Raw genomic sequence first — 16,282 nt, 5'->3', positions numbered from 1 at the left:
CTGCTCAGCGTAGTTCGCTGATTTTGACGTGGTCCATGTCATCAAAGACCTGATTTTCGCCCACCATGCCCCAGATGAAGGTGTAGCGCTGCGTGCCGACGCCGGCGTGAATCGACCAGCTGGGTGAAATCACCGCCTGCTCGTTATGCACCAGCAGGTGACGGGTTTGCTGCGGCTCGCCCATCATGTGGAAAACCGCACTCTCCTCGCTCATGTCGAAATAGAAATAGACCTCCATGCGGCGTTCATGGGTGTGGCACGGCATGGTGTTCCACAGGCTGCCTTCCTCCAGTTTGGTTAAGCCCATGGTGAGCTGACAGGTCGGTAGCACGTCCGGCACGATGAACTTATTGATGGTGCGGCGATTGGAGGTGGCAGGATCGCCGAGTGTGGCGGTGGCGGCCTCCTGTAAGGTGATTTTTTTATCCGGGAAGGTCGCATGCGCAGGCGCGCTGTTGTAGTAGAACTTCGCCGGCTGGGCCGGATTCAGACTGCGGAACAGCAGATTTCGCGCACCCTTACCGATATAGAGTGCCTCTTCATGGCCGATTTCCCAGCTTTTGCCATCCACTTCCACCAGTCCGGGGCCACCGATATTGATCATGCCCAGTTCGCGGCGTTCAAGAAAGTAGCTGACGCCTAACTGCTTACCCATTTCGTCGCCAATCGTTACCGGGTTATTCACCGGCATTACGCCGCCGATGATAATGCGATCGATATGGCTGTAGGTCAGGGTGTAGTTATCGGCAGTAAAAATCGTTTCAATCAGAAACTCGCGGCGCAGCGCGTCAGTGTCCAGCTGTCTGGCGTGATCACTGTGAATGCTTTGACGAACGTCCATCTCAGGCCTCTCTGCAGATCAGGTTAAGCATGCCCCGGAACAGGGACTGTCTGGGCATCTTAGGCAGAGCGGGATATGAATTCAATAAAAATGAAACGTTGTTTTAATTATTTGCGGAGTAGATCAACAGTACGCCGAAGCGGGTTAAACAGCCCGCCTGCTGGCGGGCTTGCACTTAACCGTGTAAATCGGCCAGCGTCAGTTGGGTCAGGTCATCCAGCCGGACATCTGCCAGCGCCCAGCGCGGATCGTCCCGGTGCACCGCCGCCGGAACCACAATCGAACGCATCCGCGCCGCTTTGGTGGCGATCATACCGTTGAAGGAATCTTCCAGCGTGACGCAGTTAAGCGGGTCGATCGCCAGGCTGGCGGCCGCGTTGAGATAGACCTGCGGATGGGGTTTGCTGTAAGGCAGCGCTTCCGCCGAGGCGAGCACGTCGAAATAGTGCCGCAGGTTGAAGATCTCCAGTACCCGTTCCAGCATCGCCAGCGGTGAGGCGGAGGCGAGGCCAATTTTCAGGTTGTGCTGCCGGCACAGCTGCAGTGCGGCCTCAACCCCTGGCAACAGCGGACGGGTCTCTTCAATCAGCGTCATCGCCCGGGCAATGATGCGCTGCGTGACCTCCTGCTGACTGGGACCGTTCCACGGCAGCGTTTCGTACCACATACGTACTGTCTGATCGATGCGTAAGCCGAGCGTGTCAGGCAACTCGTTGCGGCGCGACAGGTCGACATCCAGCGTCGAAAAAATATCCAGTTCAGCCTGATCCCACAGCGGCTCGGAATCGATTAATAAGCCATCCATGTCAAACAATGCGGCGAGAACGGGGCGGTGATAGGGCATCTGAGGTCTCCTTATAAAGTCTGACTTACCTTAGCATTGATCGGCCGGTTGCGGGTCGCAGAGCAGCCAGCCACGCTTTATTTGGGAAATTTCGTCATTGGCAGGTAGACTTACAGCAAATTGGATTTTGGGTTCAGGAGATATCATGACCTATCAACAGGCTGGCCGCATCGCCATCCTTAAGCGTGTGGCTGGCTGGGTGATTTTTTTACTGGCGCTACTCTCGACGATTATTTCTGTGCTGAGCTTTATGTTTAAGCACAGCGAAAAGCAGCCAGGCATTGACGCAGTTATGCTCGATTTTGTCCATGTCATCGTCGACATGATCCGCTTTAATACCCCGTTCCTTAACGTGTTCTGGCATAACTCGCCGGTACCGGAATTTAACGGTCAGATGAACCTCGGGTTCTGGCTGATCTATATTCTGATCTTTGTCGGGCTGGCGCTGGAATCATCAGGCGCGCGGATGGGACGTCAGGTGCGTCATGTCAAAGAAGGCATTGAGGATCAGTTAATTCTGGAGCAGGTGAAGGGCAGTGAAGGGCGCACCCGCCAGCAGCTGGAAGAGAAGGTACGCGTCCCGCGCCACACCATCTTTCTGCAGATTTTTCCGCTTTACGTCCTGCCGATCGTGATTGCCATCGCTGGCTATTTCGCGCTGTCGCTGCTGGGCTTTATCTGATGCAGTCAGGCCGGTTTGGCCTGACTGGCTGACAGTGCATCCTCATCCAGCAACTGACCAATGGCGAACTGTGCGTCGCCGAGCCAGTGCCCGCCGAACACGTTCGCCCGGTTTAACAGATAATAAAGCTGATAAACCGGCTGACGCTGCGAAAAGCCATCCGGCAGCGGCCAGACAGCGTGGTAGCCCTCGAAGATTTGCCGCGGCAGGTCAGGAAACCAGCTCAGCATCGCTAAATCACATTCACGATCGCCCCAGTAACAGGCGGGATCGAAGATCCACGGCCCGGTGGCGCTGCTGGCGCAGTTAGCGGGCCAGAGATCGCCATGCAGTAAAGAGGGCTGAGGATGATGCGATGCCAGCACCCGCTGCACGCAGGCAATAATCAGTTCAGTATCGCCATACTGAATGCCTTTTTCCGCTGCCAGCTGTAGCTGCCAGCCGATGCGCTGCTCAGCAAAGAAAACCGACCAGCGTCGCAGCCAGCTGTTGGGTTGGGGAGTGGTGGTGATGTTGTTATCAAAGTCGAGTCCGAACTGAGTCTGCTCGCTCCACTGATGCAGATGCGCCAGCTGCTGGCCCAGCTGAAAGGCGCTCTGGGGATCGAGCGGCTGCGGCTGAATATATTCCAGCAGCAGAAAGCTCTCTTCGCGATGATGACCGACACCATAGACCTTCGGCACCCTGACGGTCTGGGTGCGGGCCAGCAGTGCCAGCTGATCGGCTTCCCAGGTAAATAGCGACAGCATCTCGCGGCTGTTGCATTTTACGAACACGTCGTGGTCACCGTAGCGGATACGCCAGGTGGGATGGACTTCGCCACCGGGCAGGGCGTGACGTTGGGTAATTTCGGCGTTGCCTAACTGCTCGCTTAACAGACGACTAATGGCTGACCACATCGGGCTATCCTCGTTATTCGCTGCGTAAGTTCGATTGTAGCGCGTAAATATTCACCAAAACCAGCGCGGAAGCACCCTTTACTCAGCCGGAGAGGCGGCAGGGCGATGATCGGCGGCGTCGCGCAGGAACTGCTCAAAGGTGGTGACGGTCACTTCTGGCTTTTGTCCCAGTGCGCTTTCGCCAGCGGCAGCGACCTGCTGTCGCAGATCGTCTTCCTCCAGCGTGGTAACAATACCAAAGCTATTGGTCCCCAGCTCATGCGGGTGCCCCTCATCATCCGTCAGGGTGGTGGTAAACCCGGCAGCAGTCATTGCGCCGGTTAGCTCAAGAATGTCACTTAAGCCAGATTCCTGATACTGCAACGTGACGATATAACGGGTTAAGGAATTGCTGCTCATCATGCACCTCTGGGTAGAGAAACTGAACTGAGCGTAGACCATGGTGAAAAAATGAGCGAGTTATTAAGGGGATGGTGAAAGCATACGCTGACGACGGAACGTAAAAACCTGTCAACGGCAACGGTTAACGTTCTGAAAAATCTTGTTGCGCAGCGGCTGTATTTTGCTGTGGGGACCACTATAATGCGCCGCGTTAATCAGAAGAGTCCCAATTAACATGCGGTTTCAGAGCAATACCACGCATTTCGAGCGAGTTAATATTTTTTTACAAAACTTACCGTAAATTGCATTGATTGCCCGGCAAAACGCTTCAGACTCTCCGTTTTTTAAACTGTCGCACGGATCACATTTAATGAAAGCCTTTAATAAGCTGTCTGCTGTTCTTTTGCTCTCCGCCGGAGCGTTTTGCCACCAGGCACTGGCCGATAATGCCGTATTTACTTCAATGGATGACCCTTCCACGGCGAAAAAACCGTTCGAAGGTTCTGCATCTGCAGGTTACCTGGCGCAAACCGGTAACACCACCAGTTCATCCATGACCGCTCAGACCAACATGACCTGGTATCAGTCATCGATGGCATACAGCTTATGGGGCAACGCAGCGAATACTTCATCAAATGATGAGCGCTCGTCTGAGACCTATAACATCGGTGGCCGTTCACGTTATAACCTCAACTCCTATGACTACCTGTTTGGTCAGGCAAGCTGGTTAAGCGATCGCTTCAACGGCTACGATTCACGTGATGTGCTGACTGCCGGTTACGGTCGCCAGATTCTGAACGGCCCGGTGCATTCGCTGCGTGCGGAATTTGGTCCGGGTGTACGTTATGATGACTTCCACGATGGCGGTCATGAAACTAAAGCGCTGGGCTACGGCGCCATCAGCTACCAGTGGCAGCTGACTGATACCACCAAATTCGTGCAGGGTGTCTCCGTGCTGAGCAGCTTCGGTGAAGACACCACCCTCAACTCTGAAACCGGCCTGCAGGTTGCCATCAATAGCCACTTCGCGCTGAAGCTGGCTTACAACGTGACCTGGAACAACAATCCACCAGAGTCTGCGCCGGATCGCACCGATACCAAAACCTCTATCATGCTCTCTTACGCCATGTAAGGCGGTTTCCCGCAGCAGCATGCCAGGCGGTCTGACGATGAGTCAGGCCGCTTTTTTTTGATCTCTCCGAGGCTTAGCGAAAACGGCATGGGTTTTTCTCGCCCGGGAAAACTGCTATCATCGCTTCCGCACTGAAATCCTGGCGACATTCCGACACTGTGGGTCTGACATAACGCCGGGTCATTAAATTTACATGATGTTGCATGTAAGCTTTCGTGTGGCTTACCACTGCAATTAAGGATATGAAATGCCTGTAATTACGCTTCCTGATGGCAGCCAGCGTGTATTTGATCGCCCTGTCAGCGTGATGGATATCGCGCTGGACATCGGCCCGGGATTAGCAAAAGCCTGCATCGCGGGTCGCGTTAATGGTGAACTGGTTGATGCTGTCGATCCCATCACTGAAGATGCGTCCGTTGCGATCATTACCGCAAAAGACGAAGCGGGTCTGGAAATCATCCGTCACTCCTGCGCGCACCTGTTAGGGCATGCGATTAAGCAGCTGTGGCCGGATACCAAAATGGCTATCGGTCCGGTGATTGATAACGGCTTCTATTATGATGTCGATATTGATCGTACTCTGACCCAGGAAGATATCGACCTGCTGGAAAAACGCATGCATCAGTTGGCTGAAACCAACTATGACGTGGTGAAGAAAAAAGTCAGCTGGCAGGAAGCGCGCGACGTGTTCGCGGCGCGGGGTGAAGTCTACAAGACCACCATTCTTGATGAAAACATCAGCCACGATGACCATCCTGGCCTTTATCATCACGAAGAATATGTCGACATGTGCCGCGGTCCGCACGTGCCGAACATGCGTTTCTGTCATCATTTCAAGCTGCAGAAAATCTCCGGTGCCTACTGGCGCGGCGACAGCAATAACAAAATGCTGCAGCGTATTTATGGCACCGCGTGGGCAGACAAGAAGCAACTGGCCGCCTATCTGCAGCGTCTGGAAGAGGCGGCGAAGCGTGACCATCGTAAGATTGGTAAGCAGCTTGACCTCTACCACATGCAGGAAGAAGCGCCGGGCATGGTATTCTGGCATAATGACGGCTGGACCATCTTCCGCGAGCTGGAAGTGTTTGTCCGCAGCAAGCTAAAAGAGTACCAGTACCAGGAAGTCAAAGGTCCATTCATGATGGATCGCGTGTTGTGGGAAAAAACCGGGCACTGGGAAAACTACAAAGAAGCGATGTTCACCACCTCGTCTGAGAACCGTGAATATTGCATCAAGCCGATGAACTGTCCTGGGCATGTTCAGATCTTTAATCAGGGTCTGAAATCCTACCGTGACCTGCCGCTGCGCATGGCGGAGTTTGGTAGCTGTCACCGTAATGAGCCATCAGGAGCGCTGCACGGTCTGATGCGCGTTCGTGGCTTTACCCAGGACGATGCACACGTCTTCTGTACTGAAGAGCAGGTGCGTGACGAAGTGAATAGCTGTATCCGCATGGTTTATGACATGTACAGCACCTTCGGCTTTGAAAAGATTGTGGTGAAATTGTCCACCCGTCCTGAAAAGCGTATCGGCACTGATGAAATGTGGGACCGTGCTGAGGAAGATCTGGCCGCCGCGCTGAACGAGAACAACATTGAGTTTGAGTTCCAGCCAGGCGAAGGTGCGTTCTACGGTCCTAAAATTGAGTTTACTTTGTACGATTGTCTTGATCGCGCCTGGCAGTGCGGAACAGTTCAGCTAGACTTTTCCCTGCCAAAACGCCTTGAAGCAACCTACGTGGGCGAAAACAACGATCGTCAGACGCCAGTGATGATTCACCGTGCGATTCTGGGGTCGATGGAGCGTTTCATCGGTATACTGACCGAAGAATTCGCTGGTTTCTTCCCAAGCTGGCTGGCACCGCTGCAAGTCGTGGTAATGAATATTACCGATGGACAAGCAGAATATGTTGAGTCTTTGACGCGTAAGCTGCAGAATGCTGGCATTCGTGTGAAGGCAGACTTGAGAAATGAGAAGATAGGCTTTAAAATCCGCGAGCATACATTACGTCGCGTCCCTTATATGTTGGTCTGCGGTGATAAAGAGGTGGAAGCTGGCAAAGTGGCCGTTCGCACCCGCCGTGGTAAAGACCTTGGGTCGATGGATGTCGATGTGTTTGTTGAGAAACTTCAACAAGAGATTCGCAGCCGAAATCTTCACCAATTGGAGGAATAAAGTATTAAAGGCGGAAAACGAGTACTACCGACGCGTCCGAACAAAATCAACAGTGAAATCCGTGCAACTGAAGTGCGCTTAACAGGCATGGATGGCGAGCCGATTGGCATTGTCACATTACGCGAAGCTTTGGAAAAAGCCGAGGAAGCGGGTGTTGATTTAGTAGAAATCAGCCCGAACGCCGAACCGCCGGTCTGCCGCATCATGGATTACGGCAAGTTCCTCTATGAAAAAAGCAAATCTTCTAAGGAACAGAAGAAGAAGCAAAAAGTTATTCAGGTTAAGGAAATCAAATTCCGTCCTGGAACCGATGATGGCGACTATCAGGTCAAACTACGCAACCTGATTCGCTTTCTGGAAGAAGGCGATAAAGCCAAAATCACGCTGCGTTTTCGCGGTCGTGAGATGGCGCACCAGCAGATCGGTATGGAAGTGCTTAACCGCGTCCGTAAAGACCTGTGTGAAGATCTGGATTTGGCCATTGTCGAATCCTTCCCTTCGAAGATCGAAGGCCGCCAGATGATCATGGTGCTCGCTCCTAAGAAGAAACAGTAGGCTTTCAAGTAACATTGGCCGCGCAGCGTTCGCGCTGTGCGGTTAACTGTTCGCCTGTCTGGGTCATGTTATCAACAATGCGAAGTGGATATTTTTTAAAATGCCAAAGATTAAAACTGTACGTGGCGCGGCTAAGCGCTTCAAGAAGACCGCTTCTGGCGGCTTCAAGCGTAAACACGCAAACCTGCGTCATATTCTGACCAAAAAATCTACTAAGCGTAAACGTCACCTGCGCCCTAAAGGCATGGTGTCCAAAGGCGATCTGGGTCTGGTTATTGCCTGCCTGCCGTACGCATAAGTCCATTTTTTTAAACAGAATATAGAACAGGAGAGCTCACATGGCTCGCGTTAAACGTGGTGTAGTTGCTCGCGCACGTCACAAAAAAATCTTAAAACAAGCTAAAGGCTATTACGGTGCACGTTCACGTGTTTACCGCGTTGCCTTCCAGGCTGTTATCAAAGCTGGTCAGTATGCTTACCGTGACCGTCGTCAACGTAAGCGTCAGTTCCGTCAGCTGTGGATCGCGCGTATCAACGCAGCGGCACGTCAGAACGGCATGTCTTACAGCCGTTTCATCAATGGTCTGAAAAAAGCAGCCATTGAGATTGACCGTAAGATTCTGGCTGACATCGCAGTATTCGATAAAGTGGCATTCTCTGCACTGGTCGAAAAAGCGAAATCAGCACTGGCGTAAGCCGGATGAAAAAGGGAGCTTGCTCCCTTTTTTATTGCCTGTAACTCGCGCAAAAGATTGACATTTTCTTCGCCACGCATTTCAATAGTACCCTCATGATTCATGACAAGGTAACCGCAAGCATGACTGCTGCTATTTTCCGTTTCTTTTTTTACTTTAGCGCCTGACATTCGGGGGCTTTTGCGCATAAGAAGAGAAACGAAAAATCGCGCTGAAAGCCTCCCTCGTGGAGGCTTTTTTGTTTCTGGCGCTAGCATATTGGACCGGCAGGTCCCAACGAGAACTGACCAGCCTGACTGGAAAAAGAGGAAACTATGTCCCAACTCGCAGAACTGGTGGCCAACGCCACGGCGGCCATCGACGGGGCGACAGATATCGCCGCCCTTGACGCGGTGCGCGTCGAATACCTGGGTAAGAAAGGCCATCTGACCCTGCAGATGACCACCTTACGCGAGCTGCCAGCCGAAGAGCGTCCGGCAGCGGGCGCGGTGATCAACGAAGCTAAACAGCAGGTCACCGAGCGTCTGAACGCACGCAAAGACGCGCTGGAGTCGGCGGTACTGAATGCGCGTCTGGCCGCCGAAACGATTGACGTTTCACTGCCTGGCCGCCGCATTGAGAATGGCGGTCTGCATCCGGTAACCCGCACCATCGACCGTATCGAAACCTTTTTCGGCGAATTGGGTTTCGCGGTGGTGACGGGCCCGGAGATCGAAGACGATTACCATAACTTTGATGCGCTGAATATTCCTGGCCATCACCCGGCACGCGCCGATCATGACACCTTCTGGTTCGACGCGACGCGTCTGCTGCGTACCCAGACGTCTGGCGTGCAGATTCGTACCATGAAAAACCAGCAGCCGCCGATTCGCATCATCGCTCCAGGCCGCGTCTACCGTAACGATTACGATCAGACTCACACGCCGATGTTCCATCAGATGGAAGGGCTGATTGTCGATAAAAACATCAGCTTTACCAATCTCAAAGGCACGCTGCACGATTTCCTGAACAACTTCTTTGAAGAAGATTTGCAGATTCGTTTCCGTCCCTCCTATTTCCCGTTCACCGAGCCTTCGGCGGAAGTGGATGTGATGGGCAAAAACGGTAAATGGCTGGAAGTGCTGGGCTGCGGCATGGTGCATCCAAACGTGCTGCGCAATGTCGGCATCGATCCGGAAGTTTACTCCGGCTTCGCCTTTGGTATGGGAATGGAGCGTCTGACCATGCTGCGCTATGGCGTGACCGATCTGCGTGCATTCTTCGAAAACGATTTACGTTTCCTCAAACAATTTAAGTAAGGGCAGGTTATCCAATGAAATTCAGTGAACTCTGGTTACGCGAATGGGTAAATCCAGCCCTGGACAGCGCGGCGCTGTCTGAGCAAATTACCATGGCCGGCCTGGAAGTGGATGGCGTGGACCCGGTCGCGGGCGCGTTCCACGGCGTGGTAGTAGGTGAAGTTGTGGAGTGCGGTCAGCACCCGAACGCCGACAAACTGCGCGTCACCAAAATCAACACCGGCGGCGATCGCCTGCTGGATATCGTCTGTGGCGCGCCAAACTGCCGTCAGGGCCTGAAAGTCGCCGTGGCGACCGTGGGTGCCGTACTGCCGGGTGATTTCAAAATCAAAGCCGCAAAACTGCGTGGCGAACCGTCCGAGGGCATGCTCTGCTCGTTCTCCGAACTGGGTATTTCCGACGATCACAACGGCATTATCGAACTGCCTGCGGATGCGCCGATTGGGACTGACATCCGCGACTATCTGCAGCTGGATGACAACACCATCGAAATCAGCGTCACGCCGAACCGCGCCGACTGTCTGGGCATTATCGGTATTGCGCGTGATGTGGCCGTCCTGAATGGCCTGCCGCTCAACATGCCGGAGATCCAGCCGGTAGCGGCGACGCTGAACGAGACCTTCCCGATTCGGGTGGATGCAACCGAAGCCTGTCCGCGCTATCTGGGCCGCGTCGTGAAAGGCGTGAACGTCACGGCGGCGACTCCGCTGTGGATGAAAGAGAAGCTGCGTCGCTGTGGCATTCGTTCTATCGACCCTATCGTTGATATCACCAACTATGTGCTGCTGGAGCTGGGTCAGCCGATGCACGCCTTTGATCTCGACCGTATTGATGGCGGGATTGTGGTGCGGATGGCGAAAGAGGGGGAAACCCTGACGCTGCTGGACGGCACCGAAGCCACTTTACAGAGCGACACCCTGGTGATCGCCGATCACCAGAAAGCGCTGGCGATGGCCGGTATTTTTGGCGGCGAGCATTCCGGTGTGAACAGCGAAACGCAGAATATCCTGTTTGAGTGCGCCTATTTCGACCCGCTCTCGATTACCGGCCGCGCACGTCGTCACGGTTTACACACTGATGCGTCACATCGTTATGAGCGTGGCGTCGATCCGGCTCTGCAGCAGATGGCGCTGGAGCGTGCGACCGCGCTGCTGTTAGACATCTGTGGTGGTGAAGCGGGTCCGATCATCGATCAGACCCATCAGGCCGCGTTACCGCCGCAGGCCACCATTACCCTGCGTCGTGAGAAGCTGGACCGTCTGATTGGACACGTTATCCCGGATCAGCAGGTGACGGATATTCTGACCCGCCTCGGTTGCCAGGTGAGCGCCGCTGAGGGCCAGTGGCAGGCGGTTGCGCCGAGCTGGCGTTTTGATATGGCGATTGAAGAAGATCTGGTTGAAGAAGTCGCCCGTATCTATGGCTACAACAACATTCCGGACGTGCCGGTACAGGCCGGCCTGGTGATGACCCGCCACCGCGAAGCAAATCTGTCGCTGAAGCGTGCCAAAACTCTGTTGGTCGATAAAGGCTATCAGGAAGCGATTACCTACAGCTTTGTGGACCCGAAAATTCAGCAGCTGCTGCATCCGGGTGAAGAGGCACTGTTGCTGCCCAGCCCGATCTCCAGCGATATGTCGACCATGCGTCTCTCTCTGTGGACCGGCTTACTGAGTGCGGTGGTCTACAACCAGAACCGTCAGCAGAGCCGGGTGCGCCTGTTTGAGAGCGGCCTGCGCTTTGTGCCGGATAGTCAGGCCGATCTTGGCATCCGTCAGGATCTTATGCTGGCTGGCGTACTGAGCGGCAACCGCGCTGAAGAGCACTGGGATCTGGCGCGCCAGACGGTTGACTTCTATGATTTAAAAGGCGATTTAGAATCGCTGCTCGATTTAACTGGCAAACTGGACGACATCAGCTTCCGGGCTGAAGCGAATCCGGCGTTGCATCCAGGACAGAGCGCTGCGATTTATTTGCATGATGAACGAATCGGATTTATCGGAGTGGTTCATCCTGAGCTGGAACGTAAGCTTGATCTCAATGGTCGCACCTTAGTCTTTGAACTGCTTTGGAATAAGGTCGCAGACCGCGTCCTGCCTGACGCGCGCGAGATTTCACGCTTCCCGGCGAACCGTCGTGATATTGCCGTTGTGGTGGCTGAAAACGTCCCTGCAGCAGATATCATCGCGGAGTGTAAGAAAGTTGGCGTAAATCAGGTAGTTGGCGTAAACTTGTTTGACGTGTACCGCGGTAAGGGCGTTTCTGAGGGTTACAAGAGCCTCGCAATCAGCCTGATTTTGCAGGATACCAGCCGGACACTCGAAGAAGAGGAGATTGCCGCGACCGTTGGCAAATGCGTTGCGGCATTAAAAGAGCGATTCCAGGCAACCTTGAGGGATTGAACCTATGGCGCTTACAAAAGCTGAAATGTCAGAGTACCTGTTTGAGAAACTCGGGCTGAGCAAACGCGATGCAAAAGAGTTAGTGGAGCTGTTTTTCGAAGAGGTACGCCGCGCTTTGGAAAATGGAGAACAGGTAAAACTGTCTGGGTTTGGCAATTTCGACCTGCGCGACAAAAACCAGCGTCCTGGCAGAAACCCGAAAACGGGGGAAGATATTCCGATTACTGCGCGTCGCGTAGTGACCTTCCGCCCAGGGCAGAAGCTGAAAAGCCGCGTAGAGAACGCTACACCCAAAGAGACTGACTGATTTCAGCGTTTCAAAAAGGCCGCGCAAGCGGCCTTTTTTCATTTCAGGCATTCCCGGCCTCACGCTTCCCGGCAACCGCGCCGGTGCGCATCACCAGCAGCCTTTCTTTTTTCTGCAATCCCTCTACAATCAAATCTCTGTTTTCTCAGCTAATCCTGCTTATGTCTTTGCTAGACCAGCTTGCTCACCAGGCCGATCGCCGTAGCCAGAAATGGCTGGCGGGGCTGGCTATTGCGCTGCTTGCGCTACTTATTGTCAGCCTGTGCGCTGGCGACAGCTGGATTGCGCCGTCACACTGGCTCAATGACAGCAGCAGGCTGTTTGTCTGGCAGCTGCGGCTGCCGCGCAGCGTGGCTGTGATGCTGGTGGGCGCCTCACTGGCGTTATGCGGCGTGGTGATGCAGGCACTGTTTACCAATCCCCTGGCCGAGCCGGGACTGCTTGGCGTCTCGAATGGTGCCGGGATAGGGCTGGTGCTCGGGGTACTGCTCGGCAGCGGCTCACTGTGGAGCCTGAGCCTGGCGGCGATGGCCGGTGCGCTGATCATCACCTTAATACTGTTGCATTTCGCCCATCGCCAGCTCTCCGTGACCCGGCTGCTGCTGACCGGCGTTGCGCTGGGCATCATCTGCAGCGCTATCATGACCTGGGCGGTTTACTTCAGCACCAGTCTTGATTTACGTCAGCTGATGTACTGGATGATGGGCGGCTTCAGCGGTATTGACTGGCGCTACGGCTGGATGATGCTGGCCTTATTGCCGGTGATGCTGGCGCTGAACGGCAGCGGCCGGATACTGAATTTACTGGCACTGGGCGAGACTTCGGCACGCCAGCTTGGCCTGTCGCTGTTCTGCTGGCGCAATCTGCTGGTGCTGGCGATGGGCTGGCTGGTGGGCGTTAGCGTCGCCATGGCCGGGGCCATCGGCTTTGTCGGGCTGGTGATCCCACATCTGCTGCGCCTGAGCGGCATCAGCGATCACCGTTATCTGCTGCCGGCGTCCGCGCTGGCCGGTGCCAGTGTGCTGCTGGGCGCCGACATCGTCGCCCGCCTGGCACTGACCGCAGCTGAATTACCGATTGGCGTGGTGACCGCAACGCTCGGTGCACCGTTGTTTATTGCATTACTGGTGAAATCTTCACGCTAGCCTCGGCTGGTTATTTAACATCCACGATAGGAATCCAGAATGAGCATTTATCAAACTGAACTGGTTACGCTTGATGGGGAAAAAACCACGCTGTCACAGTGGCAGGGCAAGGTACTGCTGGTGGTCAATGTCGCCTCTAAATGCGGTCTGACGCCGCAATATGAAGAGCTGGAGAATCTGCAAAAAGCCTGGCAGGATCAGGGTTTCAGCGTGCTGGGCTTTCCCTGCAACCAGTTTCTTGAGCAAGAGCCGGGCAGCAGTGAGGAGATCAAAACCTTCTGCAGCACCACTTATGGCGTGACGTTTCCGATGTTTGAAAAAACCGAGGTTAATGGCGAACAACGCCATCCGCTCTATGCCCAGCTGGTGGCGGCACGACCTGACGCCGTGCGTCCGGAAGGCAGTGGTTTTTATGAGCGCCAGGTGAGCAAAGGCCGGGGCCCGAAAGCGCCAGGAGATATCCTGTGGAACTTCGAAAAATTCCTGATTGGCCGTGACGGCACGGTTATTCAGCGTTTTGCACCTGATATGACGCCGGAAGATCCGATCATTCTGGAGACCATCAAGCAGGCGCTGGCAAAATAAATGCTGTTGCGGTTGAAACAGGTAGCCGTCTCCGGACGGCTGCTGCCGTTTAGCAGTGCGCTGGATGCCGGTCAGCTGCTGCATCTGGTCGGGCCGAACGGTGCCGGCAAAAGCACCTTACTGAGCGTCATCGCCGGTCTGCAATCCGCTGACGGCAGCGTCGAGCTGGATCAGCGTCCGCTGGGTAACTGGCACGGCAGCGCGCTGGCGCAGGTGCGGGGCTGGTTGCCTCAGCAGCAGTTACCACTGAGCCAGATGCCGGTCTGGCACTATTTGCGCCTGCATCTGCAACCGGCTGATACCGGCGCGGATCGGCGCCTGACTACGCTGCTGCAACGGCTGCAGCTGGATGACAAGTTAACCCGTTTGTTGACCCAGCTCTCTGGCGGTGAGTGGCAACGCGTCCGGCTGGCTGCGGTCTGTGCCCAGATCGATCCGCAGATTAATCCGCGTGGCCGGTTACTGATCCTCGACGAGCCGCTAACCGCGCTGGATCTGGCCCAGCAGAAAGCGGTGGATGATTTAATTGCTGAGCTGTGCGCGGCGGGTATCAGCGTCATCGCCAGCAGCCATGACCTCAATCACAGCCTGCAACAGGCTGATTGCGTCTGGCTGATGCATCAGGGCCAGGTTGTGGCGCAGGGAACGCCTGCGATGGTACTGACGCCGTCGCAACTGACGCCGCTGTATCAGATTGCGTTTCGCCAGCTGGAAATAGAAGGGCGCACGCTGCTGACAGTGCTGCCCTGACACTTGCCACCCGGCGCGCTTTCCCGCTACATTAAGCCGGTCGTAACTTCTGATAAGGACATTTGGCGATGCGCCTGGCTTTGCTGCTTTGGGTTCTGCTACTGACGGGCTGCAGTCATCACGCGCCGCCCATTAACGGCCGTCTTTCCGATTCGATCACCGTGATTGCCCAGTTGAACGATCAGCTTGGCAACTGGCGTGGTACGCCTTATCGCTATGGTGGCATGAGCCGCAACGGCGTCGATTGCTCCGGCTTTGTTTATCTCACCTTCCGTGACAAATTCGCCCTGCAATTACCGCGCACCACTGCGGCGCAGAGCGATATTGGTACGCGGATCAGTAAGGACGATCTGCTGCCGGGTGATTTGGTATTTTTTAAAACCGGCCGCGGAGAAAATGGCTTACACGTCGGGATTTATGACACCGATAACGCCTTTATCCATGCCTCGACCAGCCAGGGCGTGATCCGGTCATCGCTGGATAATGTCTACTGGCGTAAAGTGTTCTGGCAGGCGCGGCGCATTTAACCGTGCGCCCATCCCGCCGACTTAAGTCCAATTTAAATCAGACCTTAACCCGCCAGTGAAAGTTTTATTTTAAATGACATTTATCCCGGCGGGATTTTATTAATCATAATGTCTTCCGGTTTAATTCCACTAATAACCGGGGTTTTATTAGTCCTATTTGGCTTAAGCGAGATTGTCAGACGGCAAACGGCGATGGAAGGCTAATTAAGTCCATCTCTTCAATGATTTGGTCCTATTGCCTGCCTGTATCCATTCATATAGGATATAACCATCGCCGCATATTCTGGCAGTAGAAATGAAAATTCACTTATCGGCCGACTATCAGTCGGAAATTTGGTTCTACCCTGCCTGTGATGTTGACGGGCGGCTGACCGCTGTCGAGCTGGTAACCCAGTTTGTGCATGAAAGTGCACCTATCACCCTGCCGCAGGACCTGCTGCTGCCGCAGCTGGACGAATCGCAGCAGCTGCGCCTGTTACAGAGTCAGATTGGATTACTGGAGCAGTATCGCGCGCTGTTTGAAACCCACACGGTTTCGGCATTAATTCGAATTGATGAGGGAATGGCGCACACCCTGCTGGAAAGTGAATTGCTGATGCGGAAAATAAAGCAGCTTCCTTATGTGCGGCTGGATATCACTGAAACGTTTCCGCACCTCAGGCAGGGCAGAAATAATCCGTTGCTACAGAGCCTGCGGGCTGAATTTAATTTATCGCTTTCGCATTTTGGTGCCGGAAAATCACCGGCCAATGCAGTCTACGATAATTTATTTAACTGTATCAGTCTCGATAAAGGATTTATTCACTCGCTGGCCAAACGCGCCTCTTTCGTGCCGTTTATACAAAGCATTATCGATAACTTCCGATCCCATTGCGATCAGATCATTATTTGTGGCATTGACGATGAGGCGCTGCTGGACAAAGCCCTTCAGCTGAGCGGTGCGCATTTGCAGGGCGCGTTGTTCCCGGTGGTGAAATCAGATGCGCTATGCTCACTAATCAGTGCCGACAACCGCGTGCCATCCTCCCTGCATCCGTGCTGATGCGACCTGTTTAATCCCCGA

At 54.4% G+C, this 16,282-nt stretch carries 19 protein-coding genes and 1 other annotated feature; of the genes, 15 read left to right on the top strand and 4 right to left on the bottom strand.

Annotated elements, in window-relative coordinates:
• Positions 1 to 4 precede the first annotated feature (4 nt).
• Both kduI and hxpB read right to left on the bottom strand, forming a co-directional pair.
• Positions 5 to 841, bottom strand: coding sequence for a 5-dehydro-4-deoxy-D-glucuronate isomerase (gene kduI / locus FHW04_RS13145; RefSeq protein WP_046288365.1), 837 nt, complete (start codon positions 839 to 841; stop codon positions 5 to 7).
• A 175-nt stretch (positions 842 to 1,016) separates the two neighbouring features.
• On the bottom strand, positions 1,017 to 1,685 hold the full coding sequence (hxpB, locus tag FHW04_RS13140) for a hexitol phosphatase HxpB (RefSeq protein WP_069728220.1): 669 nt from the start codon (positions 1,683 to 1,685) through the stop codon (positions 1,017 to 1,019).
• A 145-nt stretch (positions 1,686 to 1,830) separates the two neighbouring features.
• On the opposite strand from hxpB, the gene FHW04_RS13135 reads away from it, so the two are divergent.
• The gene (locus FHW04_RS13135; RefSeq protein ID WP_031375687.1) at positions 1,831 to 2,367 is read left to right on the top strand and encodes a YniB family protein; all 537 of its coding nucleotides are present in this window, start codon (positions 1,831 to 1,833) and stop codon (positions 2,365 to 2,367) included.
• A 5-nt stretch (positions 2,368 to 2,372) separates the two neighbouring features.
• On the opposite strand, the gene FHW04_RS13130 is transcribed toward FHW04_RS13135, so the two are convergent.
• Positions 2,373 to 3,266 (bottom strand): fructosamine kinase family protein, encoded by an 894-nt coding sequence (locus tag FHW04_RS13130; protein ID WP_089561241.1) that lies wholly within the window; start codon positions 3,264 to 3,266, stop codon positions 2,373 to 2,375.
• A gap of 78 nt (positions 3,267 to 3,344) precedes the next feature.
• Entirely contained in the window at positions 3,345 to 3,665 is a 321-nt protein-coding gene (gene ghoS, locus FHW04_RS13125; protein ID WP_031375688.1) for a type V toxin-antitoxin system endoribonuclease antitoxin GhoS, read from the bottom strand.
• Positions 3,666 to 4,017: 352 nt separating this feature from the next.
• On the opposite strand from ghoS, the gene FHW04_RS13120 reads away from it, so the two are divergent.
• From FHW04_RS13120 to FHW04_RS13055, 14 genes are all read left to right on the top strand, one after another.
• Positions 4,018 to 4,779 (top strand): DUF481 domain-containing protein, encoded by a 762-nt coding sequence (locus tag FHW04_RS13120; RefSeq protein WP_069728221.1) that lies wholly within the window; start codon positions 4,018 to 4,020, stop codon positions 4,777 to 4,779.
• A gap of 247 nt (positions 4,780 to 5,026) precedes the next feature.
• Positions 5,027 to 6,955 carry a threonine--tRNA ligase gene (gene thrS, locus FHW04_RS13115; RefSeq protein WP_031375690.1) on the top strand — a complete coding sequence of 643 codons (1,929 nt, stop codon included), beginning with the start codon at positions 5,027 to 5,029 and terminating at the stop codon, positions 6,953 to 6,955.
• Between the two features lie 3 nt (positions 6,956 to 6,958).
• Positions 6,959 to 7,510 (top strand): translation initiation factor IF-3, encoded by a 552-nt coding sequence (gene infC, locus FHW04_RS13110; protein ID WP_031375691.1) that lies wholly within the window; start codon positions 6,959 to 6,961, stop codon positions 7,508 to 7,510.
• Between the two features lie 100 nt (positions 7,511 to 7,610).
• Positions 7,611 to 7,808 carry a 50S ribosomal protein L35 gene (rpmI, locus tag FHW04_RS13105; protein WP_004157374.1) on the top strand — a complete coding sequence of 66 codons (198 nt, stop codon included), beginning with the start codon at positions 7,611 to 7,613 and terminating at the stop codon, positions 7,806 to 7,808.
• A 40-nt stretch (positions 7,809 to 7,848) separates the two neighbouring features.
• Complete coding sequence (gene rplT, locus FHW04_RS13100) at positions 7,849 to 8,205, top strand: 50S ribosomal protein L20 (protein ID WP_003853267.1); 357 nt, start codon at positions 7,849 to 7,851, stop codon at positions 8,203 to 8,205.
• A gap of 117 nt (positions 8,206 to 8,322) precedes the next feature.
• Positions 8,323 to 8,448, top strand: a sequence feature (Phe leader region).
• On the top strand, positions 8,328 to 8,372 hold the full coding sequence (pheM, locus tag FHW04_RS13095; RefSeq protein WP_159859786.1) for a pheST operon leader peptide PheM: 45 nt from the start codon (positions 8,328 to 8,330) through the stop codon (positions 8,370 to 8,372). Its footprint overlaps the feature before it by 45 nt.
• Before the next feature lie 71 nt (positions 8,449 to 8,519).
• Positions 8,520 to 9,503: a phenylalanine--tRNA ligase subunit alpha gene (pheS, locus tag FHW04_RS13090; protein ID WP_031375692.1), complete on the top strand. Its 984-nt coding sequence runs from the start codon at positions 8,520 to 8,522 to the stop codon at positions 9,501 to 9,503.
• Positions 9,504 to 9,517: 14 nt separating this feature from the next.
• Positions 9,518 to 11,905, top strand: coding sequence for a phenylalanine--tRNA ligase subunit beta (gene pheT / locus FHW04_RS13085; protein WP_179420087.1), 2,388 nt, complete (start codon positions 9,518 to 9,520; stop codon positions 11,903 to 11,905).
• A gap of 4 nt (positions 11,906 to 11,909) precedes the next feature.
• Positions 11,910 to 12,212 carry an integration host factor subunit alpha gene (gene ihfA, locus FHW04_RS13080; RefSeq protein ID WP_003853259.1) on the top strand — a complete coding sequence of 101 codons (303 nt, stop codon included), beginning with the start codon at positions 11,910 to 11,912 and terminating at the stop codon, positions 12,210 to 12,212.
• Positions 12,213 to 12,373: 161 nt separating this feature from the next.
• A complete protein-coding gene (gene btuC, locus FHW04_RS13075) occupies positions 12,374 to 13,357 on the top strand; it encodes a vitamin B12 ABC transporter permease BtuC (RefSeq protein ID WP_089561242.1) in 984 nt (327 codons plus the stop codon).
• Positions 13,358 to 13,396: 39 nt separating this feature from the next.
• The gene (locus tag FHW04_RS13070) at positions 13,397 to 13,942 is read left to right on the top strand and encodes a glutathione peroxidase (protein WP_031375694.1); all 546 of its coding nucleotides are present in this window, start codon (positions 13,397 to 13,399) and stop codon (positions 13,940 to 13,942) included.
• Positions 13,943 to 14,692, top strand: a complete 750-nt coding sequence (btuD, locus tag FHW04_RS13065; RefSeq protein ID WP_089561243.1) for a vitamin B12 ABC transporter ATP-binding protein BtuD — start codon at positions 13,943 to 13,945, stop codon at positions 14,690 to 14,692.
• Between the two features lie 68 nt (positions 14,693 to 14,760).
• Positions 14,761 to 15,219 (top strand): C40 family peptidase, encoded by a 459-nt coding sequence (locus FHW04_RS13060; protein WP_031375696.1) that lies wholly within the window; start codon positions 14,761 to 14,763, stop codon positions 15,217 to 15,219.
• Between the two features lie 295 nt (positions 15,220 to 15,514).
• A complete protein-coding gene (locus FHW04_RS13055; protein ID WP_089561244.1) occupies positions 15,515 to 16,261 on the top strand; it encodes an EAL domain-containing protein in 747 nt (248 codons plus the stop codon).
• Positions 16,262 to 16,282: the final 21 nt, after the last annotated feature.

The sequence above is a fragment of the Pantoea sp. AN62 genome, assembly GCF_050432985.1.
Classification (GTDB): Bacteria; Pseudomonadota; Gammaproteobacteria; order Enterobacterales; family Enterobacteriaceae; genus Pantoea; species Pantoea brenneri.
This window is presented reverse-complemented; position numbering and strand designations above follow the sequence as displayed.

Excerpts from the sequence above, each read along its gene's own strand:
- FHW04_RS13120 (WP_069728221.1), top strand. The coding sequence starts at position 4,018 with ATGAAAGCCTTTAATAAGCTGTCTGCTGTTCTTTTGCTCTCCGCCGGA.
- kduI (WP_046288365.1), bottom strand. The coding sequence starts at position 841 with ATGGACGTTCGTCAAAGCATTCACAGTGATCACGCCAGACAGCTGGAC.
- pheS (WP_031375692.1), top strand. The coding sequence starts at position 8,520 with ATGTCCCAACTCGCAGAACTGGTGGCCAACGCCACGGCGGCCATCGAC.
- rpmI (WP_004157374.1), top strand. The coding sequence starts at position 7,611 with ATGCCAAAGATTAAAACTGTACGTGGCGCGGCTAAGCGCTTCAAGAAG.
- FHW04_RS13070 (WP_031375694.1), top strand. The coding sequence starts at position 13,397 with ATGAGCATTTATCAAACTGAACTGGTTACGCTTGATGGGGAAAAAACC.
- ihfA (WP_003853259.1), top strand. The coding sequence starts at position 11,910 with ATGGCGCTTACAAAAGCTGAAATGTCAGAGTACCTGTTTGAGAAACTC.
- thrS (WP_031375690.1), top strand. The coding sequence starts at position 5,027 with ATGCCTGTAATTACGCTTCCTGATGGCAGCCAGCGTGTATTTGATCGC.
- ghoS (WP_031375688.1), bottom strand. The coding sequence starts at position 3,665 with ATGAGCAGCAATTCCTTAACCCGTTATATCGTCACGTTGCAGTATCAG.
- pheT (WP_179420087.1), top strand. The coding sequence starts at position 9,518 with ATGAAATTCAGTGAACTCTGGTTACGCGAATGGGTAAATCCAGCCCTG.
- FHW04_RS13060 (WP_031375696.1), top strand. The coding sequence starts at position 14,761 with ATGCGCCTGGCTTTGCTGCTTTGGGTTCTGCTACTGACGGGCTGCAGT.
- FHW04_RS13135 (WP_031375687.1), top strand. The coding sequence starts at position 1,831 with ATGACCTATCAACAGGCTGGCCGCATCGCCATCCTTAAGCGTGTGGCT.
- btuD (WP_089561243.1), top strand. The coding sequence starts at position 13,943 with ATGCTGTTGCGGTTGAAACAGGTAGCCGTCTCCGGACGGCTGCTGCCG.
- btuC (WP_089561242.1), top strand. The coding sequence starts at position 12,374 with ATGTCTTTGCTAGACCAGCTTGCTCACCAGGCCGATCGCCGTAGCCAG.
- FHW04_RS13055 (WP_089561244.1), top strand. The coding sequence starts at position 15,515 with ATGAAAATTCACTTATCGGCCGACTATCAGTCGGAAATTTGGTTCTAC.
- rplT (WP_003853267.1), top strand. The coding sequence starts at position 7,849 with ATGGCTCGCGTTAAACGTGGTGTAGTTGCTCGCGCACGTCACAAAAAA.
- hxpB (WP_069728220.1), bottom strand. The coding sequence starts at position 1,685 with ATGCCCTATCACCGCCCCGTTCTCGCCGCATTGTTTGACATGGATGGC.
- FHW04_RS13130 (WP_089561241.1), bottom strand. The coding sequence starts at position 3,266 with ATGTGGTCAGCCATTAGTCGTCTGTTAAGCGAGCAGTTAGGCAACGCC.